General features: G+C 73.0%; 23 protein-coding genes and 1 tRNA gene. 11 read left to right on the top strand and 13 right to left on the bottom strand.

The window, feature by feature from the left end; all coding sequences use genetic code 11:
• Nucleotides 1–6 precede the first annotated feature (6 nt).
• From FHS34_RS21820 to FHS34_RS21840, 5 genes are all read right to left on the bottom strand, one after another.
• Nucleotides 7–1,926: a copper resistance CopC/CopD family protein gene (locus FHS34_RS21820; protein WP_184967935.1), complete on the bottom strand. Its 1,920-nt coding sequence runs from the start codon at nt 1,924–1,926 to the stop codon at nt 7–9.
• A gap of 13 nt (nt 1,927–1,939) precedes the next feature.
• Nucleotides 1,940–2,407 carry a copper chaperone PCu(A)C gene (locus FHS34_RS21825; protein ID WP_184967937.1) on the bottom strand — a complete coding sequence of 156 codons (468 nt, stop codon included), beginning with the start codon at nt 2,405–2,407 and terminating at the stop codon, nt 1,940–1,942.
• Nucleotides 2,404–3,057 carry an SCO family protein gene (locus FHS34_RS21830; protein ID WP_184967939.1) on the bottom strand — a complete coding sequence of 218 codons (654 nt, stop codon included), beginning with the start codon at nt 3,055–3,057 and terminating at the stop codon, nt 2,404–2,406. The genes FHS34_RS21825 and FHS34_RS21830 overlap by 4 nt, the downstream gene beginning before the upstream one ends.
• A 103-nt stretch (nt 3,058–3,160) precedes the next feature.
• On the bottom strand, nt 3,161–3,901 hold the full coding sequence (locus FHS34_RS21835) for a YcnI family copper-binding membrane protein (RefSeq protein ID WP_184967940.1): 741 nt from the start codon (nt 3,899–3,901) through the stop codon (nt 3,161–3,163).
• 172 nt (nt 3,902–4,073) lie between these two features.
• Nucleotides 4,074–4,922 (bottom strand): hypothetical protein, encoded by an 849-nt coding sequence (locus FHS34_RS21840; protein WP_184967942.1) that lies wholly within the window; start codon nt 4,920–4,922, stop codon nt 4,074–4,076.
• Between the two features lie 186 nt (nt 4,923–5,108).
• Here FHS34_RS21840 and FHS34_RS21845 point away from each other — a divergent pair, with 186 nt between their 5' ends.
• Entirely contained in the window at nt 5,109–5,552 is a 444-nt protein-coding gene (locus FHS34_RS21845) for an ATP-binding protein (protein ID WP_184967944.1), read from the top strand.
• 13 nt (nt 5,553–5,565) lie between these two features.
• Here FHS34_RS21845 and pdxR read toward each other — a convergent pair whose 3' ends face one another.
• The 3 genes from pdxR to FHS34_RS21860 all read right to left on the bottom strand — a co-directional run bounded on the left by pdxR (nt 5,566) and on the right by FHS34_RS21860 (nt 10,152).
• Nucleotides 5,566–6,939: a MocR-like pyridoxine biosynthesis transcription factor PdxR gene (gene pdxR, locus FHS34_RS21850; protein WP_184967946.1), complete on the bottom strand. Its 1,374-nt coding sequence runs from the start codon at nt 6,937–6,939 to the stop codon at nt 5,566–5,568.
• A 127-nt stretch (nt 6,940–7,066) separates the two neighbouring features.
• On the bottom strand, nt 7,067–8,551 hold the full coding sequence (locus tag FHS34_RS21855) for an aminopeptidase P family protein (protein ID WP_184967948.1): 1,485 nt from the start codon (nt 8,549–8,551) through the stop codon (nt 7,067–7,069).
• A 176-nt stretch (nt 8,552–8,727) separates the two neighbouring features.
• On the bottom strand, nt 8,728–10,152 hold the full coding sequence (locus FHS34_RS21860; RefSeq protein WP_184967950.1) for a PP2C family protein-serine/threonine phosphatase: 1,425 nt from the start codon (nt 10,150–10,152) through the stop codon (nt 8,728–8,730).
• Nucleotides 10,153–10,764: 612 nt separating this feature from the next.
• Between FHS34_RS21860 and FHS34_RS21865 the strand changes: the two genes are divergently transcribed.
• Both FHS34_RS21865 and FHS34_RS21870 read left to right on the top strand, forming a co-directional pair.
• The gene (locus FHS34_RS21865) at nt 10,765–11,430 is read left to right on the top strand and encodes a bifunctional DNA primase/polymerase (protein WP_184967952.1); all 666 of its coding nucleotides are present in this window, start codon (nt 10,765–10,767) and stop codon (nt 11,428–11,430) included.
• Between the two features lie 55 nt (nt 11,431–11,485).
• The gene (locus FHS34_RS21870) at nt 11,486–12,070 is read left to right on the top strand and encodes a hypothetical protein (protein ID WP_225817452.1); all 585 of its coding nucleotides are present in this window, start codon (nt 11,486–11,488) and stop codon (nt 12,068–12,070) included.
• A gap of 253 nt (nt 12,071–12,323) precedes the next feature.
• On the opposite strand, the gene FHS34_RS21875 is transcribed toward FHS34_RS21870, so the two are convergent.
• The 3 genes from FHS34_RS21875 to FHS34_RS21885 form a co-directional block, all read right to left on the bottom strand.
• On the bottom strand, nt 12,324–13,286 hold the full coding sequence (locus FHS34_RS21875) for a DUF5926 family protein (protein ID WP_184967954.1): 963 nt from the start codon (nt 13,284–13,286) through the stop codon (nt 12,324–12,326).
• A 144-nt stretch (nt 13,287–13,430) separates the two neighbouring features.
• Nucleotides 13,431–14,159 (bottom strand): ATP-binding protein, encoded by a 729-nt coding sequence (locus tag FHS34_RS21880; protein ID WP_184967956.1) that lies wholly within the window; start codon nt 14,157–14,159, stop codon nt 13,431–13,433.
• A 106-nt stretch (nt 14,160–14,265) separates the two neighbouring features.
• Nucleotides 14,266–15,093, bottom strand: a complete 828-nt coding sequence (locus FHS34_RS21885) for a glycerophosphodiester phosphodiesterase (protein ID WP_184967958.1) — start codon at nt 15,091–15,093, stop codon at nt 14,266–14,268.
• Nucleotides 15,094–15,359: 266 nt separating this feature from the next.
• Here FHS34_RS21885 and FHS34_RS21890 point away from each other — a divergent pair, with 266 nt between their 5' ends.
• Complete coding sequence (locus FHS34_RS21890; RefSeq protein ID WP_184967960.1) at nt 15,360–16,784, top strand: S1C family serine protease; 1,425 nt, start codon at nt 15,360–15,362, stop codon at nt 16,782–16,784.
• A 135-nt stretch (nt 16,785–16,919) separates the two neighbouring features.
• Nucleotides 16,920–17,006 (top strand) — tRNA-Ser (locus FHS34_RS21895).
• 389 nt (nt 17,007–17,395) lie between these two features.
• Here FHS34_RS21895 and FHS34_RS21900 read toward each other — a convergent pair.
• A complete protein-coding gene (locus FHS34_RS21900; RefSeq protein WP_184967962.1) occupies nt 17,396–17,638 on the bottom strand; it encodes a hypothetical protein in 243 nt (80 codons plus the stop codon).
• Between the two features lie 56 nt (nt 17,639–17,694).
• On the bottom strand, nt 17,695–18,576 hold the full coding sequence (locus FHS34_RS21905) for a bifunctional DNA primase/polymerase (RefSeq protein WP_184967965.1): 882 nt from the start codon (nt 18,574–18,576) through the stop codon (nt 17,695–17,697).
• A gap of 333 nt (nt 18,577–18,909) precedes the next feature.
• Between FHS34_RS21905 and FHS34_RS21910 the strand changes: the two genes are divergently transcribed.
• From FHS34_RS21910 to FHS34_RS21935, 6 genes are all read left to right on the top strand, one after another.
• Nucleotides 18,910–19,224 carry a hypothetical protein gene (locus tag FHS34_RS21910; RefSeq protein WP_184967967.1) on the top strand — a complete coding sequence of 105 codons (315 nt, stop codon included), beginning with the start codon at nt 18,910–18,912 and terminating at the stop codon, nt 19,222–19,224.
• A 188-nt stretch (nt 19,225–19,412) separates the two neighbouring features.
• Nucleotides 19,413–20,318, top strand: coding sequence for a bifunctional MaoC family dehydratase N-terminal/OB-fold nucleic acid binding domain-containing protein (locus FHS34_RS21915; RefSeq protein ID WP_184967969.1), 906 nt, complete (start codon nt 19,413–19,415; stop codon nt 20,316–20,318).
• Nucleotides 20,315–20,713: a MaoC/PaaZ C-terminal domain-containing protein gene (locus FHS34_RS21920; RefSeq protein ID WP_184967971.1), complete on the top strand. Its 399-nt coding sequence runs from the start codon at nt 20,315–20,317 to the stop codon at nt 20,711–20,713. The genes FHS34_RS21915 and FHS34_RS21920 overlap by 4 nt, the downstream gene beginning before the upstream one ends.
• Nucleotides 20,710–21,876 (top strand): lipid-transfer protein, encoded by a 1,167-nt coding sequence (locus FHS34_RS21925; protein ID WP_184967973.1) that lies wholly within the window; start codon nt 20,710–20,712, stop codon nt 21,874–21,876. Before FHS34_RS21920 ends, FHS34_RS21925 begins: the two co-directional genes overlap by 4 nt.
• A gap of 146 nt (nt 21,877–22,022) precedes the next feature.
• Nucleotides 22,023–22,640, top strand: coding sequence for a SigE family RNA polymerase sigma factor (locus FHS34_RS21930; protein WP_184967975.1), 618 nt, complete (start codon nt 22,023–22,025; stop codon nt 22,638–22,640).
• Between the two features lie 89 nt (nt 22,641–22,729).
• On the top strand, nt 22,730–24,385 hold the full coding sequence (locus FHS34_RS21935; RefSeq protein ID WP_184967977.1) for a long-chain fatty acid--CoA ligase: 1,656 nt from the start codon (nt 22,730–22,732) through the stop codon (nt 24,383–24,385).
• The last annotated feature ends 68 nt before the right edge of the window (nt 24,386–24,453 follow it).

A 24,453-nucleotide genomic window follows, 5' to 3' on the forward strand; every position in this document is an offset into this window, starting at 1 on the left:
TGCGGTTCAGCCGATCTGCGCGTTCTTGGAGACGGACGCCTGGTCGATGTCGGAGGTGCGTACCGTGACGGCGATCTTCCAGTCGCCCGCCACGGGGATCTGCACCTCGTTCGCCGACCAGTGTCCGGTGGTGATGTGGTCGGGGTTCACGGCGAGCGGGCCGATCTTCTGCGCCTCCAGGGTGAAGGCGACCTTCACCTCGGGGACGTCGAAGGCCCGGCCGTTGGGCCGCTGGACGTAGACGTGCATCTCGTTGCCGCCCACGCGCGCGGGGTCGATGTCGATGCTGACGACACCCTTGCCGTCGGCGCCGCCGGTGTCGAACGGCATGTCCAGGGTGAGCGCGCCGGACGCCGCCGAGGTGCCGGAACCGGCCGGGGCGGAGGTGGCCGCCCTGGCCTCCTGCTCGGTGCGGCCGGGCTCGGTCTGGGTCAGCGCGGTGGTGACCGCGAGCAGCACGATGGCGACACCGGCCTCGGTGAGCACGGAGCGGCGCAGCCCGAAGCGGTTCGGGTCGGCGTCCCGCACCCGCTTCTGCCGGGCGGCGTCGACGGCCGCGCGCTGCCGGGCGAGCTGGGCGGCCCGCTGGGAGTCACCGCTGCCGGTGGCCTTGCCGCCGCCCTTGCCGGCCGTGCGCGAGGCGGTGACCTGTTCCTTCTCGGTCCGGGCCGGCTTCGCCCCGGCGGCGCCGGCCTGGTCCGTGAGCCGTCCCGTCCATCGCCGGGACACCGCCGCGACCCCGACCAGCACCGCCACCAGCCCGATCTTGACCAGCAGCAGCTGCCCGTAGCGGGTGTCGGTGAACGCCGACCAGGAGCCGAGCTGCCGCCAGGACTGGTAGGCGCCGGTGGCGACGAGCGCGAGGACGGAGCCGAAGGCCAGCCGGGAGAAGCGGCGTGCGGCGGTGGCCTCGACCGGGGTGCCGGCGGGCGCCCGGTACAGCGCGACCAGCAACGCGGTGAGACCGCCCAGCCAGCAGGCGACGGCCAGCAGATGGACGACGTCCACCGGCATGGCGAGGCCCGGCTGGAGCCCGGTGGAGGCATGCTCGGCCATGGCCCAGCTGGTCGCGAGCCCGGCCGCGACGACCACGCCGCCGACCGCGAGACCGAAGGTCAGGTCGCGCTTCTCCGTGCCCTCCTCGCGCCGGGTGTAGGCGCCGAAGAGGACGGCGACGAACAGCGCGGCGGCGGCGAGCAGCAGCAGCCGGGAGACCAGCGCCGCACCGGTCTTGGTCTGCAGCACCTGGCCGAGCAGGTCGAGGTCGAAGACGTCGGCGAGCTTGCCCGAGCCGGTGTACGAGCCGCGCAGGAGCAGCAGCCACAGGGTGGCCGCGGTGAGCGCGACCCAGCCGCCGACGACCAGCCGCTGCAGGGCCCGTACCCCCGCGCCCCGCTGCCAGCAGGCGAGGACGAAGGCCGCGCCGCCGGCGAGCACGATGAAGCCCGCGTACGACACATACCGTCCGAAGGCGTAGAGCCCGCCCACGATTCCGCCGCCCGCGGTGGGGCCGGTGCCGGAGACGACGGTCTGGGAGGGCGCCCCGACGGAGAAGGTGTAGGCGCCGGCGACGGGGTGGCTGTCTGCCGAGACGACCTGGTAGGTGACGGTGTAGGTGCCCTTGGCCAGGCCGCTCTTGAGCTTCACGGCGTACGTCGTCCCGCTCACGGCCACGGGGCTGCCCGTCTGGACCGGCTTGCCCCGGGGGTCGAGGACGCGCAGGGAGTCGTCGTTCATCGCCACCTTCTCGGAGAAGGTGAGCGACACCTGGGTGGGCGCCTCGTCGACCACCACCCCCTGCGCGGGGTCACTGCCGGTCAGCGCCGCGTGGGCGGAGGCCGGTCCGGCGCCCGCCAGCAGCGCGCCGGTGACGGCGAGGCACAGCAGCAGCAGGACCCGCAGGCGGGGGGCGATGGTCCGGGTCACGGTGGTCCCTCCCTCAGTGGCCGGTCGTCGGGTTGTACGTCGCGGACTTCACCGGCATCTCGACGGTGAGGGGTCCGGATGTGGCGAAGGTGAGCTTCACGGCGACGGTCTGGCCCTGCTTGGGCGCGCGCTTCAGCTCCTCGAACATCAGGTGGTTGCCACCGCTTCGGAACACGAGCCGGCCGTGGGCCGGTATGGAGAAGGAGGACTTCTCCGCCATGGCACCGCCGACGGTGCTGTGCATGGTGACCTGGCCGGCGACGTCACTGGTGACCGAGGTCAGCGTGTCCTCGGCCGCGCCCTCGTTGGTGATCGTCAGGAAACCGGCCGCCATGTCGGCGGAGACCGGCTGGGGCATGTAGGAGGAGCTGACGGCCAGCTCGGCCTTGTCCGTACCGGATTCCGCACCGGACCCGGAGCAGCCCGTGAGGGCCACGGCACCGGCGAGCGCGCCGGCGGTCAGGACGGCACTGCGCCTCACGGCTTGGCTCCCTCGACGAGCTTGGGCAGGTCCTTGGTGTAGACGTCGACCGTGGCCAGCTCGCCGTAGAGGACGTAACCGGCGTCGGTCTTCGGCGAGAAGGCGATGACCTGGGTGCCGTGCATCGAGACGAGTTTGCCGTTCTTGTCCTTCGTCGTCGGCTCCACGGCGATGTGGAGCGCCCGGGCGCCGGCCTGCACCTTGCCGAAATCGCCGGTCAGGCCGATGAACTGCGGGTCGATGCCCTTGAGCCACTTGCCCAGCTCGGCGGGCGTGTCGCGGCCGGGGTCGGTGGTGACGAACACGACCCGGAGATCGTCCTGCTCCGCCTTGGGCAGCGCCTTCTTGGCGACGGCGATGTTGCTCATCGTCGTGGGGCAGATGTCGGGGCAGTGCGTGTAGCCGAAGTAGACCAGGGTCGGGTGGCCCTTGGTCTCCTTGCGGAGGTCGTACTTCTTGCCGTGGGTGTCGGTGAGGACCAGGTCCGGCTTGGCGAACGGCTGGTCCAGGACGGTGGCGGCCTTGCCGGAGCCGGAGCCGCCCGAGACCACGGCGACCGGCGATGTGTCGTCGTCCCCGTTGCCGCAGGCGGAGAGGGTCAGCGTGGCGGCGGCGAGCAGCGCGGCCGCGGCGAACGTCTTCTTGCGCATAGGAAAATGTCCCAGATGTGTGTACTCCGGCGCGCACCGGGGTCGTCCGGGGCGTCGTGGGACGACCACGTACGACGCCCGGTGCGCGCTGCGGAACGAAGGCTCAGGCGGTGGTCCGGCGACGGCCCGCGAAGATCCCGTAGGCCACGCCCGCGACGCCGATGACGATGCCGGCCACGCCGAGCACCCGCGCGGTGGTGTCGGTGCCGCTGTCGGAGTCCTCGGCGGCGGCCGTCTTCTCGGTCTTGCCGGTCTTGTCGGTCTTGTCGTCGGCGCCGGCCGCGCTCGCGGAGCCGTGGTGGTCGTCGGTGGCGGCGGACAGCTCCAGGACGGGGGCCGGGTTCTCCGGCTCGTCCTGGCCCTCCTGGGGCACCTCGATCCAGCGCACGACCTCCTTGTTGGAGTAGGTCTGGATCGCCTTGAACACCAGCTGGTCGGCGTCCTCGGGCAGGGCGCCCAGGGAGAGCGGGAACTTCTGGAAGTAGCCGGGCTCGATGCCCTTGCCGTCGGCGGTCCAGGTGACCTTGGTGACGGCCTCGTCGATCTTCTCGCCGTGCATGGTCAGCGGCTTGGCCAGCTTCGACTTGGTGACGGCGACCTTCCAGCCGGGGATGGGCTGCGGCATCACCGAGGCGAGCGGGTGGTCGGCGGGCAGGTTCACCTCGATCTTGGTGGTCGAGGCGTCGTCGCGCTCGTTCGGGACCTTGAAGTCGACGACCGCGTAACCGCCCTTGGCCGCGGTGCCTTCCGGCTGCACGCTGACGTGCGCGAAGGCGGGGGCGGACAGGGCGAGGACGGCCGAGCCGGCGACGACGGTGGCGGCGGCGATACGAGAAGCCTTCATGGCAGGAGTACTCCACTCCGAGTGAGTTCCGGTGCTGATCAGGAGTACGCGTGCGCGGGGAGGTATCACTCGTGGTGACCCGGCCCGATGTGCGCACGCGCGCGCCGCACGACGGCGGCCCTCCTGTCCGGTTCTCCGTTTCCGGAGCCGCTGGAGTGGTGGTCGCGTCGTGTCAGGCGGCGAGGAGGAACGCGGCGGCGGGCGGACCGCGCCGGATCACCGTGTGCTGGAGTGCGGCGGTGTGCGGGGCGGGAGCGTCGTCCCGGTCGCGGCGCGGGGCGCGCGGGCCGGGCCCGGTGACGGGCAGCAGACCGGCGCACAGGGCGCGTGCCAGCGCGAGCGCGGCGCGCAGGGACCGTACGAGCGCCCCCTCCGTGACTCCATGCGCCGATAGCTCGAACAGCCGCAGTACGGCCAGGTCCCCGCGGCGCATCAGCCAGCCGGCGGCGACCGCCGCGAGCACATGGCCGAGCAGCATCGGCAGCGAGGGCAGCAGGCCGGCCGAGGCGCCGGTGGCGTCGTGCACGTGCTGCAGGGTGGCCGTCGGCCGACCGGAACGGTCGATGAGACGCGCGCCGAGCAGCAGCCGGAAGGCGTGCCCCGGGGTGAGGGCCGCCGGGGTCGCCCCGCACACCAGCCGCGTGGCCTGTTCGACCAGCGCGCTGTCGCTCAGCACGCCCGTGAACCCGGTCGGCCGGGTGACGTTCATGGCCCCCATCGGCATCCCGCCCGAGGCCATGGCCGCGTGGCCGCCCAGCCCGAACAGCGTGTGCAGCACGGCCTGGCCCACGGCGAGAAGCACCGCGATGCCCGGCAGCGACCGGGTCCGCCCGGCGAGCGGGACCACGAGCACCAGGGAGCCGAGGAAGCCCGCGACGAGCGTCCACAGCGGCACGCCCGCGCAGGAGGCCAGGGTGTGCCCGCCCGCGGCCAACACGACGCAGACCGCGGCGAACACCGCGGCCCGCAGAATCCGGAGTCCGGCTCCGGGTCGCGCCGTGCGCGGGTGGGGGGCAGTCATGGCGGGCTCATCATCCCACTGTGCTCACCGGCCGTGTACGGCAGGTCGTCTGAGCCGTCCCTCATACACCGATTCCTCCCACCGCGCATCGGCCGTATGGGCGGCGTCACGTCAACGGAGTGCTTACGGCCGCCTACGGGCGGCAATACGTAACGGTATGTCGAGCCGCGGCCAGGAGGCTGGAGCATGAGCATCTGGTGGTCACTCCATCTGCGGCGCGAGGCCGCGAGCGTGCCGCTGGCGCGGCGGCTGCTGATCGGCACGATGGAGACGGCGGGCGTCGACCCGGAGATTTCCTACGACCTGTCGGTCGCCCTGAGCGAGGCCTGCGCGAACGCGGTGGAGCACGGCGGCAACCGCGCGTCCGGCACCTCGGAGGCCTACCGGGTGACCGCGTACCTCGACGGGGAGAAGTGCCGGATCGAGGTGGCCGATTCCGGCCCCGGCTTCACCCGGACCCAGGACCTGCGGCCCGCCCGGCCGGACGCCGAGCACGGGCGCGGCCTCTGTCTGATCGGTGAGCTCGCCGACCACGTCCACATCGGGGCCAAGCCCGGCCGGTCCGGGACGGTGGTCAGCTTCGACAAGATCCTCAAGTGGAAGAAGGACCCCTCCCTGCTCACGGCGTAGCGCGGGATCCGGGTCAGCCCGTGGTCTCCAGGACCTTCGCCAGCACCTCCAGCGCCTCCGGGTAGGCCCGCTCCCGGGGCGTGCCGTAGCCGACGACCAGGCCCTGTGGCCGGCCGGTACCGGGGGTGTGCCAGTGCTCGCCGAGGGCGCCGAGCGCCAGGCCCTCCGCCTCCGCGCGGGCCAGCACCCCCGCCTCGTCCGGCACCTCGATCAGCGCGTGCAGCCCGGCCGCGATCCCGCGCACGCTCCGCCGTGCCCCGAGCCGGTCCAGCAGCTGGTCCCGGCGCCGCCGGTAGCGCAGCCGGCACGCGCGTACATGGCGGTCGTAGGCGTGGCTGTCGATCAGTTCGGCGAGGGCGAGCTGGCCGATCGTCTCGGTGTGGTGGTCGCTGTGCAGCTTGGCCTCGGCGACCGCGCCGGCCAGCCGCGGCGGCAGCACCATCCAGCCGAGGCGCAGCGCGGGGCCGAGCGTCTTGGAGGCGGTGCCCAGGTAGACGACGTGGTCCGGTGCCATGCCCTGCAGGGCGCCGACCGGCTGCCGGTCGTAGCGGAACTCGCCGTCGTAGTCGTCCTCGACGATCAGTCCGCCCCGCGCGCGGGCCCAGTCGGTGAGCGCCCGGCGCCGCTCGGGGTGCAGGGTCACCCCGGTCGGGTACTGGTGGGCCGGCGTGACCACCACGGCCGCCGCCCCGCCCAGCTCCTCGGGACGCACCCCGCGGGTGTCGACCGGGACCGGCAGGACCGTTCCGCCGTTGTGCCGGACCACCTCCCGGTGGAAGGGCAGCCCGGGATCCTCCATGGCGACGGCGGCGCCGGCCAGCACGCGCGTGAGCAGCGCGAGGCCCTGCACGTACCCGGAGGTCACGACGATCCGTTCCGGCGGCGCGAGCACCCCGCGGGTCCGGCCCAGGTAACCGGAGAGCGCGGTGCGCAGCTCGATCCGGCCGCGCGGGTCGCCGTAGTCGTACGCCGGTGAGGGGGCCGTCGCCAGGGCGCGGCGCACTGCCCGCAGCCAGGCCGCCGCCGGGAACGCGCCGACGTCGGGGCTGCCGGGGCGCAGGTCGAAACGCGGCGCACGCGCGTGTGCGGCCGCTCCCGGCTCCTCCGTCCGCACGGCGGGCAGCTCGGCGACCCGGGTCCCCGAGCCCTGCCGTGCCGTCAGATAGCCCTCGGCGACGAGCTGGTCGTAGGCGGCCTTGGCGGTGCCGCGCGAGATACCGAGGTCGGCCGCGAGGCGCCGGGTGGCCGGCAGCCGGGTGCCGGGGGTGAGCCGCCCGTCCCGCACGGCGTCCCGCAGCGCGCGCTCCAGTCCGACCCGGCGTCCGTCCGCCGCGTCGGGTTCGAGCCGCAGGTCCACCCCGACACCGGACCAGAAGCCGTCGTCCACGTCTCCACCCCCGTCACTGCCCGCGCCTCCGGCGAGGCGCGAGGCTCTGCTGCCGTGCGGCCGGCCACGAACCCCCGGCAGACGAAATGGCCGGGCACCTTCCGGTACCCGGCCATCGGACTTCGGATCAGCCCTTCAACGCGGCCATCCACGCCTCCACCTCGGCGGAGCGCCTCGGCAGCCCGTCGGAGAGGTTGCGGTTGCCGTCCTCCGTCACGAGGATGTCGTCCTCGATCCGGACGCCGATGCCCCGGTACTCCTGCGGGACCGTCAGGTCGTCGGCCTGGAAGTACAGGCCCGGCTCGACCGTCAGCACCATCCCCGGCTCCAGGACGCCGTCCACGTACGTCTCGGTCCGCGCGGCGGCGCAGTCGTGGACGTCCATGCCGAGCATGTGGCCGGTGCCGTGCAGCGTCCAGCGGCGCTGCAGGCCCAGTTCCAGGACGCGCTCGACCGGGCCCTCGACCAGGCCCCACTCGACGAGCTTCTCGGCCAGCACGCGCTGGGCGGCGTCGTGGAAGTCGCGGTACTTGGCGCCCGGCTTCACGGCCGCGATACCGGCCTCCTGGGCCTCGTACACGGCGTCGTAGATCTTCTTCTGGATCTCGCTGTAGGTGCCGTTGACCGGCAGCGTGCGGGTCACGTCCGCGGTGTAGAGCGTGTGCGTCTCCACGCCCGCGTCCAGCAGGAGCAGGTCGCCGGAGCGGACCGGGCCGTCGTTGCGCACCCAGTGCAGGGTGCAGGCGTGCGGGCCGGAGGCGCAGATGGAGCCGTAGCCGATGTCGTTGCCCTCCACGCGCGCGCGGAGGAAGAACGTGCCCTCGATGTAGCGCTCGGAGGTCGCCTCGGCCTTGTCCAGGACCTTCACGACGTCCTCGAAGCCGCGCGCGGTCGAGTCGACGGCCTTCTGCAGCTCGCCGATCTCGAACTCGTCCTTGACCAGCCGCATCTCGGAGAGGAAGACGCGCAGCTCCTCGTCGCGCTCGGCGGTGACCTTGTCGGTCAGGGCCGCCTCGACGCCGGCGTCGTGGCCGCGCACCACGCGGACCGGGCCGGTGGCCTCGCGCAGCGTGTCGGCCAGCTCGCGCACGTCGGAGGCGGGGATGCCGTACAGCGCCGCGGACTCGGTGAGGGAGTGGCGGCGGCCGACCCACAGCTCGCCCTGGCCGGAGAGCCAGAACTCGCCGTTCTCCCGGTCCGAGCGGGGCAGCAGGTGGATCGTCGCCTCGTGGCCGTCGCCCTTGGGCTCCAGCACCAGGACGCCGTCCTCGGTCTGGTTGCCGGTGAGGTACGCGTACTCGACGGACGCGCGGAAGGGGTACTCGGTGTCGTTCGAGCGGGTCTTCAGGTTGCCCGCCGGGATCACCAGGCGCTCGCCCGGGAAGCGGGCGGAGAGCGCGGCACGGCGGCGGGCGGTGTGCCCGGCCTGCTCGATCGGCTCCAGGTCACGCAGCTCCGTGTCGGCCCAGCCGGACTTCATGTTCTCGGCCAGCTCGTCGGAGACTCCCGGGTACAGGCCGTTCTTGCGCTGCTTGACGGTCTCCTCGGCCTCGGTCTCCGGGCCCTCCGCGGTAGCGGAGTCGGGCACAGCCGGGTTGAGCTCGTCGGACACGTGATCCTCCTCGATACGCCATTGATCTCCCCCGGGGCCCGCGCGCTCCTGCTTGTGGCCGAGCGGGGACCTCCATCATCGTACGGTCGTACCGGTAGGGAACGGGTCCGGATGATCTGTTATGCCCGGTCATGCCGACCGCCGGCGCCCCGGCCCGGTCGGGGCCAGGCCGGGGCTCAGTCGAAGCGGGCCGCCAGCAGCACCACGTCCTCCTCGCTGTCGTCCCCCGCTCCCGCGCGTCCGCGGCCGGAGGGCGCCCCGGCGTCGGGGCCGTCCGGCAGGACCGTGCGCAGGACGTGGTCGGCGACCGCTCCCGGATCGTGCCGCACCGCGCGCGGGACGCTCGTGGCGGCGGCGTGCAGCCGGGCGAAGGCGCGGTCCATCGGGTCGCCGGTACGGTGCAGCAGCCCGTCGGTGTAGAGCAGCACCGTCTCCCCGGCCTCCGCCTGGATCTCCACGCTGGGCGCCTCCCAGCAGGCGAGCATGCCGAGCGGCGCGGAGACGGAGGTCTCGGCGAACTCGGTGCGCCGTTCGCCGATCAGCAGCGGCGGGCTGTGCCCGGCACCGGCCAGGGTGATCTTGCGCAGGGCGGGCTCGCAGTAGGCGAACAGGGCGGTGGCCGAGCGGGCGGGCTCGGTCAGCCGCAACAGCAGCTCCAGATCGGACAGGACGGCGACCGGGTCCTCGCCCTCCATCACGGCGTAGGCCCGCAGGGAGGCGCGCAGCCGGCCCATGGCGGCCACCGCGCTGGGGCCGGAGCCGGTGACGGAGCCGACGGACAGGCCGAGCGCGGCGTCCGGCAGCGGCAGGGCGTCGTACCAGTCGCCGCCGCCGCGCGCGCCCGTGCGGTGCCGGGCGGCGAGCTGCACGCCGGCCACCCGGGGCAGCCGGGAGGGCAGCAGTTCCTCGGTGAGGGTCGCCACGCACGCGCGCGTGCGCTCCACTTCGAGCAGCCGCGCGAGGTGCTCGGTGGCGTGCCGGACGTAGAGGCCGGCGAGGTGGCGCTGCCGCTCGTGCGGCTCGGCCGGTTCGTCGTAGAGCCAGACGGCGGCGCCGAGGCGGCCGGCGGAGTCGGTGGCGAGGGGGAGGGCGTAGCTGGCGGCGTAGCCGAGGCGGGCGGCGACTTCGCGGTGGCGGGGGTCGAGGCCGTCCTCGGCGAGCAGGTCGCAGTGGACGATCTCGGCGGTGCCGCCGGTGTCGTAGGGCAGGGCGCCGCGCGGCACGGTCTCGATGTGGCCGAGGTCGGCGCGGCCGAGGCCGAGGCCGAGGGTGGTGCGGGGGCCGAGGCCGTCGGCGGGCTCCAGGACGACCAGGCCGCGGCGGGCGCCGACCAGGGCGGCTCCGGCCCGCAGCAGCTCGTGCAGGGCGGGGTCGAGGGCGTTGGTGCGGGAGAGGCGCTCGGTGAGCTCGTGGAGGGTCGTGAGATCGGAGACCCAGCCGGCCAGCCGGTCCTGGAGGAGGGTGCCGGGGGCGGGGGCGCCCGGCGCGGGGACCGGGGCGGGACCGGCGCCCGGGGCGGGAGGGGCAGGCGCGACAGTGTGTGCGGGAGTGGGAAGTGTGGGATCGATTCCGGCCACTTTCGAGGGATGCGGGGCGTTCATGGCGTCCGGCTCTCAGACCGGTGCCTATTGCACAGAAGCATCGCAAACCCCCATGTCATTCTGCGCCGCTAGCAGTGTCTCCACATGTACACGCACTCGTAAGGGGATGTCCAGCATTGTCCTGCGGGGATTCCTGGTGTCCATGGGGCGGACGAGGGTTTTTCCCGAACCCCTTGCCTTACTGCCAAGTTGGCTCAAAACTGCCTTAGGTATCGGTCCACTGCGGTCGACTGGCCTAGCTCCACAGAGCGTCACAGCGGTCGTGATGGGTACGTACTCGGAGAAGGCCAGGGGTGGTTGGGGGCCGCCCGGAACCTGGCGACGGACCCGGGCGTCATAGCCACCGACGGCCGAGCCCCATCCTCCCGTGGCGGAGGCGGAGAGAAATACGCGCGACGGCAAAACGCCAGACTTCGCCACCCCCGCGCCGCAGCCGTGCTTTTGATGGACGCACTACGGACGCGGACGCGGCCAACGCTCGACCCCTAGGGGTTCCCCATGCCATGCGCGGGGGTGTGATGCGCCATGAGATACGCACAGTGAAGTGATCGACACATGGTGTGATGTGGCCCACGGTGTTGCCAGCGGTGCAACGGAAAGGAACGAGCGCTCATGCGCGAGATCCTCGGAAGGCGACGCAGGCTTCTGTCCAGGCGGAACGGCGACAGGCCTGAGCTGATCGGCGCGGCCCTGACCTTCGCGGCGGAATGGCAGTGGCCGGTACTCCCCGGTGTGGCACCGGACCCGCAGGGGCGGGCCCGCTGTGCCTGCCCCGACCCGGAGTGCACGGTGCCCGGTGCCCACCCCTTCGACCCCGGCCTGCTCGCGGCCACCACCGACCCGCGCATGGTGCGCTGGTGGTGGACCAACCGGCCGAGCGCCCCGATCGTCATGGCCACGGGCGGCACGGCGCCCTGCGCGGTGAGCCTGCCGGCGCTCGCCGCCTCCCGTGCCCTCGCCCTGCTCGACCGGCGCGGCATGCGGCTGGGGCCGGTGATCGCCTCGCCGACCCGCTGGGCGCTGCTCGTGCAGCCGTACTCCATGGAGCAGCTCGGCGAGCTGCTCTACGCCAAGGACTTCGTCCCCGGCTCCCTGCGCTTCCACGGCACGGGCGGCTATCTCGCCCTGCCCCCCTCCGAGACAGGCCAGGGCGCCGTCCGCTGGGAGCGTGCCCCGCTGCCCGGCTCGGCCTCCCCCTGGGTGCCCGGAGTGGAGGCCGTGGTGGACGCCGTGGTGGACGCCCTCACTCGTACGGGTGTGAGCGCACCCGAGTTGTAGGGGTGTCCGGCGCGGACGGGGGGTGACGGCCGCGCCGGCTCGTAGTCTTCCGGGCATGCTGCGTCATTCCGGCGGCCACCGAGCCCCACAGCCGCCCCGCGGCGGGCGGGACCCCCGAAAGCTCCGTCTGCTCGCCCTCGCGGGTGTCGTCACGGGCGTGGTCGCGCTGCCGCTGGCCGTGGCGTCCGCGGGCCAGGTGGGTGACGCCTCCCGGGCCGCCGGACCGGCCGCCCCCCGGGGCGACGCCAAGACCGGCGCGGACACCGCCCGCCGCTCCCCCTTCCTGCTCGGCATCGGGCTCGCCACGGCCGCCCGCTGCGGCCCCGAACTCACCTCGCCGGACGGCATCGAGGCGCAGACCTGTGTGCTGACGCAGGGGGCGGACACCTGGGCGCGCACCTACTACCGCAACGCCACCGGCACGTCGCTGGACTCCGTGCTGAGCCTGATGGGGCCGGACGCCCGGACCGTACGGACGCACTGCGTCACCGGGGCCGACGACGAGCCCGCCACCTGTGAGACACCGCGTGAGCACAGCCGCGGTGGACCGGATGCCTACACGGCCGTCACCGAGTTCGCCGAGCGCGGCGCGGAGGGGGCACTGCTGCTCCGCTCCGGCAGTAACTCCCCTGAACAGTAAGGGAGTTGACGTTCCGCAGCGCGCTGTCCACCGGACGCGGACATGGAAAGGCCCGGTTGCTGGCGACGGGGGATGCACCAGCAACCGGGCTACTGGAACGGTAACAAGAGATCGGCGGTTCGCAAATTCCGTCTTGGCAATTCGGACACCGAATTCCATGTCAGAACAGCGAGTTGTGACAGGAGTCACCTGCCGTGCGGCCGGGTGTCACGGCTGACCGACCAGTCAGCCGTGACACCCCCCGTCCGGCGCCTCAGCTGAGCGTGACCTGCCGGTTGGTCAGCCCGCCGCGCGCCCGGCGCTCCTCCGGCGTGAGCGGCTCCTGGACGGCGAGGGCGGCGGCGAGCCGCTCGGCGAACTCGGCGGCCGGCTTCTCCACGTCCTCGGCCGAGACCCCGCTCGGCAGGTCCCAGACCGGCACGATGAGGCCGTGAGCACGGAAGGAGCCCACGAGGCGGGTGCCCTCGCCGAGGCTGGAGCGGCCCGCGGCGTGCAGCCGTGCGAGAGCGTCCAGAAGCTGCTCCTCCGGATGCGGCATGACCCAGCGCAGGTGGTTCTTCTCCGGGGTCTCGCACCAGTACGCGGCGTCCACACCGGACAGCTTCACGGTCGGGATGGCGGCGGCGTTGGCCCGCTCCAGGGAGGCGGACACCTCCGGGGTGGCGTTCTCCGCGTCCGGCACCCAGAACTCGAAGCCGTCGTGCACGACCGGCTCGAAGGCGCCCTCCGGGTCCAGCAGGTCCTGCAGCCGCGGGCCGTCGGTGGGGGCGCGGCGGCCCTGCACCGGCGTGCCGGGCTCGGCCCGCAGCGCGCGCAGCAGCGTGTCGGCGAGGTCGCGGCTGAGGTCGCCGGACGCCGTGTCGTTCTGCAGCCCGATCAGGACCGAGCCGTCGTCGCGGCGCAGGGCGGGCCAGGCCATCGGCAGCACCGTGGCCAGCGTGACCGACGGGACGCCCTCGGGCAGGCCCTCCTTCAGGGGCAGCTCGGCCGTCGCGGCGGGGACCAGCTCGCGCAGCGCGACCCAGTCGCACTCGCCGGGTACTCCCTCGAACGGGCGGTGCACCAGCTCGGTCGAGGCGTGCGCGGCCGCACGCCCGTGGCAGGCCTTGTACCGCCGGCCGCTGCCGCAGGGGCAGGGTTCGCGGGCGCCGACAACCGGGATCTCCCCGTCGATCAGCTGCGGCTTGGCCTTCGTCTGGGGTCGCTTCTTGGCCATGGTGGGTGTCTCCCGGTTACGGCTCTTCTCGTACGGCGGGAGCCTAGCCGTTCGGGCCATGGCCGACGGGAACCTGTGGACAACGCACGCGCGCTCGACGCCGGTGGTGTGCACCGGACGGCGGTGCCGCCCGGCCCTCCTCGGTCAGTCCAGGTCCTCGAACACGTCCGCGAAGTCCAGGCCGGACAGGTCCGGCAGCGTCAGGTCCGGGGCCGGCGGTCCGGGCAGCGCGAGGTGCGAGGCCCTCATGTCCGGCAGCGCGAGGTCCGTGAGCGGCAACTCCGTTGCCCCCGGCCGGGTGACGCGCGTAGCGAACGCGTCGCGGCGGCACCCCGCGTCGGGATCGTGGACGTCCTCGTGGACCAGTGCCCAGACCGTCACCTCGCCCAGGACGTCGTCCCGGACGCCCCAGTCGTTGGCCAGGGCCGTGATGATGTTCAGCCCGCGGCCGCCGTGTGCCGTCACCGACGGCGTGGCGGGCGCCGGGCGGGTCGGCCCGCCGCCGTCCGTGACCTCCACGATGAGCCGCCCGCGCGTGTCGACCCGCCATGCGGCGCGGACGTCGCCGTCCCCGGCCGGAGCGTTCCCCAGGGGCCGCCCGTGTTTGCAGGCATTGCTCAGCAGTTCGGAAAGGATCAGCACGGCATCGTCGATGACCGGTTCCGATACGCCACCGCTGCGCAGCTGCGCCCGCATCCGGTGCCGCGCCTTCCCCACGCCCGCAGGGCCGTGGGGTACGGCCATGCTCGACGACGTCGGCACTTCCTGTGCCACCACCAACGCCACCCCCGAGACCTCCTTCGCCCCACGCCACGGTGTGGATGCCCCTTTGGCCTGTACCGGAAACCGGCCAATCCTCTTCCGGTGACGCACTCGACGCGGCGGTATACGGAACGAACGCGCCGGAGCACTCCCCGTGACGAACGCCGCCCGGCCGTGACCGGTATGGCCGGATCCGTCGGGTCGCGGACCGGTGGTCTCAGCGGCCCAGTCGGCGCAGCACCGCGCTCGGGCGGTTGGTGATGACGGCGTCGACGCCCAGCTCGGCACAGAGGTCGACGTCCTCGGGCTCGTTCACGGTCCACACGTGGACCTGGTGGCCGGCCCGCTTCAGGCGCTCCACATAGGCGGGGTGGTTGCGCACGATGCGGATCGAGGGGCCCGCGATGTGCACGCCCGCGGGCAGCCGCCCGTCGCGCAGCCGGGGCGAGACGAACTGCATCAGATAGACGGCCGGCAGCGTCGGCGCCGCGGCACGCACGCGGTGCAGCGAACGGGCCGAGAAGCTCATGATCCGTACCGGTGACTCGGCCGCGGAGGCCGGGGCGTCCAGGCCGAACCGCTTCAGCAGCGTCAGCAGCCGCTCCTCCACCTGACCCGCCCAGCGCGTGGGGTGCTTGGTCTCGATGGCCAGTTCCACCCGCCGCCCGGCGTCGGCGACCAGTTCCAGCAGCCGTTCCAGGGTCAGTACGGAGGTCTCCTCGCGGTCCTCCGGCCGGTGCTCCCAGTCGGGCTCCTCGTCCCGCCCGCGCCAGGCCTCGCGCGTCTTCCAGGAGCCGAAGTCGAGGGCGGCCAGGTCGGCCAGCTCCAGCGCGGAGACCGCGCCGCGGCCGTTGGACGTACGGTTCACCCGCCGGTCGTGGACACAGACCAGATGGCCGTCGGCGGTCAGTCGTACGTCGCACTCCAGGGCGTCGGCGCCGTCCTCGATCGCCTTCCGGTAGGCGGCGAGGGTGTGCTCGGGGGCGTCCTCGGAGGCGCCTCGGTGGGCGACGACCTGGAGGGTGTGCTGTGGTGCGTGGGTCACCGCGTCATGGTGCCATCGTCACCGGGTACACGGGGCTGCGCGGATACGTCCGTGCGACGAACGGGGGCGCGCACCCCCGCCCGCTTATGTAACTTTTGCCCTAGAGGTCGCGGTACATCCTATGTAAAGAGGACTGCCGGACCCACAGGCACCGCTTATGGTGCTCTGACGGCCCGTGGGAAAAGCTGGACGCAGACCAGTGCGACCGATGACAACAGGCGATGACAACAGGCGATGACAACAGGCGTGGACCGAGGAGAAGAGCTGTGAGCACCGAGAACGAGGGCAACGCGGTCCCCCCGGCGCCGTCCGCACCTCCCGTGCCGGTGGGCTCTCCCGAAACCGCCCCGCAGGGCCCCGCGGCCGCTGGGAACCCGCCGACGGCGCCGCTCCCGCCCGTGCCCCAGGAGAGCCCGGCGGCCCCGGAGCAGGGCGTGGCCTACCAGCCGGTTCCGGCCCCCGACGGCACCTGGCCGCCGCCACCGGCCACCCCGGCCTACGGCGACGGCGCCGGCCCGGGCGGCCCGGGCGCCGGCTGGGGAGCCTCGTACCAGCAGCCCGCCCCCAAGCCGCGCAACGGTCGCGGCGGTCTGGTGGCGGCCGTCCTGGTGGCCGCGCTGGTCGCGGGCGGCCTGGGCGGCGGGCTGGGCTACACGCTGGCCAAGGACAGCGACGGCGGTGGCTCCACCACCGTCTCCGCCTCGGACAGCGCCACGCAGGTCAAGCGCGCGCCGGGCACCATCGCCCACGTGGCCGCCAAGGCGCTGCCCAGCACGGTGACCATCGAGGCCGAGAGCACCAACGGCGAGGGCGGCACCGGGACCGGGTTCGTCTTCGACACGCAGGGCCACATCGTCACCAACAACCATGTGGTGGCGGACGCGGTCGACGGCGGCAAGCTCACGGCCACGTTCCCGGACGGCAGGAAGTACGACGCCGAGGTCGTCGGACACGCGCAGGGGTACGACGTCGCCGTCGTCAAGCTCAAGAACGCCCCCTCCGACCTCAAGCCGCTCGCCCTCGGTGACTCCGACAAGGTGGCCGTCGGCGACGAGACCATCGCCATCGGCGCCCCCTTCGGCCTGTCCAACACGGTGACGACGGGCATCATCAGCGCCAAGAACCGTCCGGTGGCCTCCAGCGACGGCAGCTCCACCAGCAAGGCGTCCTACATGAGCGCCCTGCAGACCGACGCGTCCATCAACCCGGGCAACTCCGGCGGCCCGCTGCTGGACGCCTCGGGCGCGGTCATCGGCATCAACTCCGCGATCCAGTCCTCCAGCAGCGGCGGTTTCGGCGCCGGCCAGTCCGGGTCGATCGGCCTGGGCTTCGCCATCCCGATCAACCAGGCCAAGTACGTCGCCCAGCAGCTGATCAAGACCGGCAAGCCGGTGTACGCCAGGATCGGCGCCTCCGTCTCCCTGGAGGAGTCCACCGACGGCGCGAAGATCACCGACCAGGGCACGGGCGGTGCCGCGGCGGTCGAGTCCGGCGGCCCGGCGGACAAGGCCGGCCTCAAGCCCGGCGACGTCATCACCAAGCTCGACGACCACGTGATCGACAGCGGCCCCACCCTGATCGGCGAGATCTGGACCCACAAGCCGGGCGACAAGGTCGCGGTCACCTACAAGCGGGGCGGCCAGGAGCACTCGGTCTCGATGACGCTGGGCTCGCGCGAGGGCGACAGCTGACCCGGACGACGGCGCGAGCGCCGCTCGTGACCCGCTTCGAACGGCCCGGTGGCGGGCCGGGAGGGCGACCACGGCCCCGCGACCCGGTGGCGGGCCGGTAATGTGTACCCGCGTCGCCGGACTCCGGCGGCGCGGGGAGGTGTGCCCGAGCGGCCTAAGGGAACGGTCTTGAAAACCGTCGTGGCAGCGATGTCACCGTGGGTTCAAATCCCACCGCCTCCGCAGAGGTCATAGATGTGCTGGTCGGAAGAGGCGTCCCGCCGTGAGGGGCGCCTCTTCCGCGTGCGGGCAGGCTGTCTCGGCTCGGTCCGGCCCGCCGGCGCAAAGTCCCCCCGCGCCGCCCGGGAGGGGGCCGCGCAGGGGGTGAGGACTCCCCGGTTCGGCGCGGTGCCAGGCACGCCGTGGCCGTGCGCGGCGCTCTCTCATGGCGGGAGGCCCCCCATCGGCGGGGCCTCCTGCCTGGTCGACGGGTCGGACGGCGACCTCGCGCTCGGTCCACCGCTGGGAGCGCTCGCCGTCGTGCACGGCAGCTCCGTGCGACGGTCGGAAGGGGTGTCCCGGACGGGACACCCCTTCTCGGTCGTGTGCTGCCGGGTCGTGGGGCCGTCCCGCTACTCGACGGCCGGGTCCTCCTGTGTCTGCCGTACGGCCTGCCGTACCGCCTGCTCGACCTCGCGCGGGTCGGCCCCCGTCGCCTCGGCGTGCGCCGTGATCGCGGCCCGGACCGCGTCCGAGGCCGTGCAGAAGCGGCGCCGCTGCTCCTCGTACGCGTCGCCGGTGAGGCCCGCCAGGCGGGCGCGTTCCTCTTCGGCGGTGCGTTCCAGCCTGATCAGTTCATCCGGTATGTCCGTCACGATCGGATCGTAAGAGCCATCGCGCCGCAGCGCCTGTCCAGCCGCCGGGCGGCCGGTCACGGCTCCTGCTCGGCGGGCCGGTGTCCCGTCATCCGGGCCGCCGACGCGATCGTCGCGCGGGCCTCGCGTTCCGACAGACCGGTGTGCAGGGCCGCCTCGGTCAGGGGGGCCGTCAGGGCCGGGCCGATGCCGTTCTCGTAGGCGCGGCAGGCCGCCCAGAACAGGCGGGTGTTGCGCTGGCCCTCGTGTGCGCCGAGCACGAACTGGACCAGGCCGCGGCCGTGGTCGCCCGGGGCGGGCGGAGCCGGGTGGTGGGGGCGTGGCGGGGGCAGCAGGAGGCGGAGCAGGGACGGCGGGCAGGGCGCGGGCGCCAGGTGGGCGGTGCCGGGGGCGGTGGTGTAGACGCCGTGGTCGGTGCGGGAGCCGGGGCCCACGAGGTAGCCGCCGGCGCCCCGGATGTCGATGCCGGGGGCGAGCCGGCCGGCCGAGTTCGGTACGGCGGTGTCCCGCGGGCCGGTCAGCCACAGATGGCGTCCTCCGCTCGGGGTGAGCACGACCACCGTCTCCGGGATCGTGAACAGATGGCGCAGGGCCAGTTCGCGCAGGGCGGCCGAGGAGTCCGTGCCGGACTTGGTGTCCAGGTCGACGCCGATCAGGTGGTACGGGGGCAGCCCGCAGGCGATGCCGTAACCGGTGGCCCAGGGGGCGGCGGCGAACAGCCGGCGGATGCGGGCCGGGTCGGTGGAGGCGTCGTACACACCGTGCCCGAAGCGACCGCACTCGCCGTGGCAGGGCGTGGGGTCCGGGTCGTCGCGGTGCGGGGAGCGCAGGGCCGGGAGTTTCGTCCGGGACAGGGGGATGACGGCCAGGCCGCGTTCGGCGGCGGACAGGGCGTGCGCGAGGGCCAGCGTCGTGGCCTGCCGGTCGGTGGTGGCCATGACTCCATGTTCGTACTTGTGTTCGAAAAAGGGAAGGGCGACTCCCGGCGACGCGCCGGAGCCGGGCGGATTGGCCGGAAAAGCGCCGGAACGATTCATCCCCTGTGCCGCTTGAGGGCCGGAAATCCGTACTGCCCCGGCCTGGGGTGAGAGATGGCTAAAGATGACGATGAGGGTTTATCGACATGTCATCACGCTTGCGTGCGAATCAGGGCTTCCGAGGTGGTTCGCCGGGGATTCGGTGGGCAACTCTGGTTGCGCGACGTCGTCCACGACAGTCAAGGCGGTCGGCCAACTGCCTTGGTGCCAGTGCTTGGTTCTGGAGGAAACAACATGGCAAGTATCCGTACCGCCCGCGTCATCGCCGCCGTCTCCGCCCTTCCGCTCGCAGCCGCTCTCTTCAGCGGTGTCGCGTCGGCGGACAACGGCGCCATCGCGGACGACGGATCGAACGCGGGCGTGGCGTCCGTCCTCGGAAGCGGGGTCGTCGGCGACAACAACGGCAACTCGTCCACCACGAACCAGAACGCGGCCGGCTCCGGTGCCTCGAACCAGAGCAATACCGCCCAGGTCAACGGCTCCGCGTGGACCGCCATCCAGCAGGGCAACGAGAACGTCGCCATCGACTTCACCCACCTGTGGTGGTGACCGTCGGCTGAGGGTCCTCGTGGGGAGGGCCTTCAGTGGGTGTGCTTCGGGGTCGTAACACGTCAGCGCGGCGGCACTTCGGTGCCGCCGCGCCGGCGTTTTCCGGTGGCGGTGGGAGCCGTCCGGCCTTGACACCCCCCACGATCTGACGGACAGTCAGAAACCGGTCCGAGCCAGGGGGTGGTGGCGTGAGCGGCGATCAGGCGTACGACGAACTGGGCGCACGGCTCAAGGAGTTCGAGGGACGTCCGGCCGCCGTCGCCGGTGTCGGCAAGGACCCGGTGAACACGGCCATGATCCGGCACTGGTGCGAGGCGCTCGGCGACACGAACCCCGCCTACACCGGCCCGGACGCCGTCGCCCCGCCCACCATGCTCCAGGCCTGGACGATGGGCGGACTGACCGGACACCGGGGCCGCGCCGGGGCGTACGACGAACTCCTCGGCCTGCTGGACGCCTCGGGCTGCACCTCCGTGGTGGCCACCGACTGCGAGCAGGAGTACCTGCGGCCCCTGCGGCCGGGCGACGAGGTCACGTTCCACACGGTGATCGAGGAGGTCTCCGCCCGGAAGGCGACCAGGCTGGGCACGGGCTACTTCGTCACCACCCGCATGGAGGTACGGGTGGACGGCGAGCCCGTGGGCACCCACCGCTTCCGCGTCCTCAAGTACGCCCCCGCCCCCCGTGCCCCCCGGACGCCCCGGCCCCGCCCCGTGGTCAACCGGGACAACGCCGGCTTCTGGCGGGGCGTGGCCGAACACCGGCTCCTCATCCAGCGCTGCACGGCCTGCGGCACCCTGCGCCACCCCTGGCTGCCCGGCTGCAACAGCTGCGGCGGCCCGGACTGGGACACGGTGGAGGCGAGCGGCGAGGGCACGGTCCACTCGTACGTGGTGATGCACCACCCGCCGTTCCCGGCCTTCGACCCCCCGTACGCGGTCGCGCTGATCGAACTCGCCGAGGGGGTGCGGATGGTGAGCAACGTGGTGGGCGTGCCGTACGACAAGGTGCGTATCGGGCTGCCGGTGCGGCTCGTGTTCCGCCGGTACGACGAGGAGCTGACGCTGCCGGTGTTCGAGGCGGTGAACCGGTGAGGGCCGGCGACCGGCTGCCGCCGCTGGAGATCCCGGTGACCCGGACGCTGATCGTGGCGGGCGCGATCGCCTCCCGGGACTACCAGGACGTCCACCACGACCCGGAGCTGGCCCGGCAGAAGGGGACGCCGGACATCTTCATGAACATCCTGACGACGAACGGCCTGGTCGGCCGGTACGTCACCGACCACTTCGGCCCGACGGCGGTGCTCCGCAAGGTCTCCATCAGGCTGGGGGCGCCCAACCACCCGGGGGACACGATGGTGCTGACCGGCAGCGTCGAGGCGACCGACGGCGGCACGGCGGTCGTCCGGGTCACCGGGACCAACGGCCTCGGCACACACGTGACCGGCACGGTGACCGTGACACTCCCCGCCGAGGAGGCCACCCCATGAGCCTGCGCACCCGGGACACCCTCGGCGGACGCGCGGCGATCGCCGGCATCGGGGCCACCGAGTTCTCCAAGGACTCCGGGCGCAGCGAACTGCGCCTGGCGGTGGAGGCCGTGCGGGCCGCGCTCGACGACGCGGGGCTCACCCCGGCGGACGTGGACGGCCTGGTGACGTTCACGATGGACACCAGCCCGGAGATCACCGTGGCCCAGGCGTGCGGGATGGGCGAGCTGTCCTTCTTCTCCCGGGTGCACTACGGCGGCGGGGCGGCCTGCGCCACCGTCCAGCAGGCGGCGCTCGCGGTGGCGACGGGCGTGGCGGAGGTGGTGGTCTGCTACCGGGCCTTCAACGAGCGGTCGGGCCGCAGGTTCGGCGCGGGCGTGCAGCACCGGGAGCCGTCGGCGGAGGGGGCGGCGCTCGGCTGGGTGCTGCCGTTCGGGCTGCTCACCCCGGCCTCCTGGGTGGCGATGGCCGCCCAGCGGTACCTGCACGCGTACGGGCTGACGCCGGAGGCGTTCGGGCACGTCGCCGTGGTGGACCGCGGGTACGCGGCGACCAACCCGGCCGCCTGGTTCCACGGCCGCCCGATCACCCTCGCCGACCATGCCGCGTCCCGCTGGATCGCCGAACCGCTGCGCCTGCTCGACTGCTGCCAGGAGACCGACGGCGGACAGGCGGTCGTCGTCACCTCCCTGGAGCGGGCCCGGGACCTGCCGCGGCCGCCCGCCGTGATCGCGGCGGCGGCCCAGGGCGCGGGACGGGCGCAGGAGCAGATGACCGGCTTCCACCGGGACGACCTGACGGGCCTGCCGGAGATGGGCGCGGTGGCCCGCCAGCTGTGGCGCACCTCCGGCCTCGGCCCGGACGAGATCGACGTGGGGATCCTGTACGACCACTTCACCCCGTTCGTGCTGATGCAGCTGGAGGAGTTCGGGTTCTGCGGGAAGGGGGAGGCGGCGGACTTCACGGCCGAGCGGCGGCTGCCCCTCAACACGCACGGCGGTCAGCTCGGGGAGGCGTACCTGCACGGCATGAACGGCATCGCGGAGGCGGTCCGCCAGCTGCGGGGCACGGCCGTCAACCAGATACCGGGGGCGGCCCGCACCCTGGTGACGGCCGGCACCGGGGTGCCGACATCGGGGCTGGTCCTGACGTCGGACGGCTGAGCCTTCAGGGTCCGACCCGCAGACGGGTCGGAGCCGCCGTCCACCTTCAGGAGGTGCAGTCAGCCCCACCCCTACAACCTGAGGGGGACTCCGCTTCGGGACCTGCGGCCGATCCGCGGCGGTGGGGCCGCTCCTAGCGTGGAGGCATGACCACACCCGTCTGCACCAGCGCCTCGGACGCCGCCGCACCCGGGCGGCAGGGCCACTCCCACGCCCGGCTCCGCCCGCGCGGCGGGACGCCCGTCTACCCGTCGTTCGCGTCGTACGTGCGAGCCCGCCAGCCCGTCCTGCTGCGCACGGCGCGCTCGCTGACCGCGAACCCGAGTGACGCCGAGGACCTGCTGCAGACCGCGCTCGCCAAGACCTACGTGGCCTGGGAGCGGATCGAGGACCACCGGGCGCTCGACGGCTATGTGCGCCGGGCGCTGGTGAACACCCGCACCTCGCAGTGGCGCAAGCGCAGAGTGGACGAGTTCGCCTGCGAGGAGCTGCCCGAGCCGGAGCCCGTGGCGGGCGACGACGACCCGGCCGAGCGGCAGGCGCTGCACGACGCCATGTGGCGGGCGGTCCTGCGGCTGCCGGCGCGGCAGCGGGCGATGGTCGTGCTGCGGTACTACGAGGACCTCAGCGAGGCGCAGACCGCCGAGGTCCTCGGCGTGTCGGTGGGCACGGTGAAGTCGGCGGTGTCGCGGGCGCTGGGCAAACTGCGCGAGGACCCGGACCTGGTGCCGGCCCGTCAGGACGGTTTCCCTCGCACGGAGTGACGCGCTCCCTAGTGACATACCGCGTGGTATGTGCGCAGAATCAGCGCAACCTCTACCACCGCGTAGGCAATGTCGCCCGGGAGGACTCCGTGCTGAGCACCATGCAGGACGTACCGCTGCTGATCTCCAGGATCCTGACCCACGGGTCCACGGTCCACGGATCGTCGCGCGTGACCACCTGGACCGGCGAGCCCGAGCCGCACCGGCGCACCTTCGCCGAGATCGGGGACCGGGCCGCCCAGCTCGCACACGCCCTGCGCGACGAGCTGGGGGTGACCGGCGACGACCGGGTGGCCACGCTCATGTGGAACAACGCCGAGCACGTCGAGGCGTACTTCGCCATCCCGTCCATGGGCGCGGTGCTGCACACGCTCAACCTGCGCCTGCCGGCCGAGCAGTTGGCGTGGATCGTCAACCACGCCGCCGACAAGGTCGTCCTCGTCAACGGCTCGCTGATCCCGCTGCTCGCGCCGCTGCTGCCGAAGCTGCCGACGCTGGAGCACGTCGTCGTGGCCGGGCCCGGCGACCGCGCCCCGCTGGCGGGCGGCGGCGCGCGGGTGCACGAGTACGAGGAGCTGATCGCGGGCCGGCCCACCGCCTACGACTGGCCGGAGCTGGACGAACGCCAGGCCGCCGCCATGTGCTACACCTCCGGCACCACCGGCGACCCCAAGGGCGTGGTCTACAGCCACCGTTCGATCTACCTGCACTCCATGCAGGTCAACATGACCCAGTCGATGGGCCTGACCGACCAGGACACCTCGCTCGTCGTCGTCCCGCAGTTCCACGTCAACGCCTGGGGCCTGCCGCACGCCACCTTCATGACCGGCGTCCACATGCTGATGCCGGACCGCTTCCTGCAGCCGGCCCCGCTCGCCGAGATGATCGAGCGGGAGCGGCCCACCCACGCGGCGGCCGTCCCGACCATCTGGCAGGGCCTGCTCGGCGAACTCACCGCGCGCCCCCGGGACGTCTCCACCCTCGGCCAGGTCACGATCGGCGGCTCGGCCTGTCCGCCGTCCCTGATGGAGGCGTTCGACAAGCTGGGCATGCGGGTCTGCCATGCCTGGGGCATGACGGAGACCTCCCCGCTGGGCACGGTGGCCCGCCCGCCGGCCCACGCGGTCGGCACCGACGAGGAGTTCGGCTACCGCCTCACCCAGGGCCGCTTCCCGACCGGCGTCGAGGCCCGCCTCACCGGTCCCGGCGGCGAACGCCTGCCCTGGGACGGCGAGTCGGCCGGCGAGCTGGAGGTGCGCGGCCCCTGGATCGCGGGCGCCTACTACAACGGCCCCGACGCCGAACCGCTGCGCCCGGCCGACAAGTTCAGCGCGGACGGCTGGCTGAAGACCGGTGACGTCGGCACGATCTCGGCCGACGGCTTCCTCGTCCTCACCGACCGCGCCAAGGACGTCATCAAGTCCGGCGGCGAGTGGATCTCCTCGGTCGAGCTGGAGAACGCGCTGATGTCCCACCCGGACGTAGCCGAGGCCGCCGTGGTCGCCGTACCCGACGCGAAGTGGGGCGAGCGCCCGCTGGCCACGGTCGTCCTCCGGCCGGGCGCGACCGCGGACTTCGAGACCCTGCGCACCTTCCTCGCCGAGGAGGGCCGCATCGCCAAGTGGCAGCTCCCGGAGCGCTGGACGGTCGTCGAGTCGGTGCCGAAGACGAGCGTGGGCAAGTTCGACAAGAAGGTGCTGCGCCGGCAGTACGCGGAGGGCGAGCTGGACGTCACCAGCATCTGAGGGAGCGGGGCGGCACGGCCGTCCCGCCCTCCTCGTCCGTCCGGTCCCGTGAGCGCCGGGGCCGGGTG

The organism is Streptomyces echinatus, from assembly GCF_014203595.1.
GTDB classification, from domain to species: domain Bacteria; phylum Actinomycetota; class Actinomycetes; order Streptomycetales; family Streptomycetaceae; genus Streptomyces; species Streptomyces echinatus.

What these genes read in the sequence shown, in the direction of transcription:
- FHS34_RS21845 (WP_184967944.1), top strand. Translation starts at nt 5,109, where the DNA reads ATGAGCATCTGGTGGTCACTCCATCTGCGGCGCGAGGCCGCGAGCGTG.
- FHS34_RS21925 (WP_184967973.1), top strand. Translation starts at nt 20,710, where the DNA reads ATGAGCCTGCGCACCCGGGACACCCTCGGCGGACGCGCGGCGATCGCC.
- FHS34_RS21860 (WP_184967950.1), bottom strand. Translation starts at nt 10,152, where the DNA reads ATGAACGCCCCGCATCCCTCGAAAGTGGCCGGAATCGATCCCACACTT.
- FHS34_RS21840 (WP_184967942.1), bottom strand. Translation starts at nt 4,922, where the DNA reads ATGACTGCCCCCCACCCGCGCACGGCGCGACCCGGAGCCGGACTCCGG.
- FHS34_RS21875 (WP_184967954.1), bottom strand. Translation starts at nt 13,286, where the DNA reads ATGGCCAAGAAGCGACCCCAGACGAAGGCCAAGCCGCAGCTGATCGAC.
- FHS34_RS21905 (WP_184967965.1), bottom strand. Translation starts at nt 18,576, where the DNA reads ATGGCCACCACCGACCGGCAGGCCACGACGCTGGCCCTCGCGCACGCC.
- FHS34_RS21835 (WP_184967940.1), bottom strand. Translation starts at nt 3,901, where the DNA reads ATGAAGGCTTCTCGTATCGCCGCCGCCACCGTCGTCGCCGGCTCGGCC.
- FHS34_RS21910 (WP_184967967.1), top strand. Translation starts at nt 18,910, where the DNA reads ATGGCAAGTATCCGTACCGCCCGCGTCATCGCCGCCGTCTCCGCCCTT.
- FHS34_RS21865 (WP_184967952.1), top strand. Translation starts at nt 10,765, where the DNA reads ATGCGCGAGATCCTCGGAAGGCGACGCAGGCTTCTGTCCAGGCGGAAC.
- FHS34_RS21930 (WP_184967975.1), top strand. Translation starts at nt 22,023, where the DNA reads ATGACCACACCCGTCTGCACCAGCGCCTCGGACGCCGCCGCACCCGGG.
- FHS34_RS21830 (WP_184967939.1), bottom strand. Translation starts at nt 3,057, where the DNA reads ATGCGCAAGAAGACGTTCGCCGCGGCCGCGCTGCTCGCCGCCGCCACG.
- FHS34_RS21870 (WP_225817452.1), top strand. Translation starts at nt 11,486, where the DNA reads ATGCTGCGTCATTCCGGCGGCCACCGAGCCCCACAGCCGCCCCGCGGC.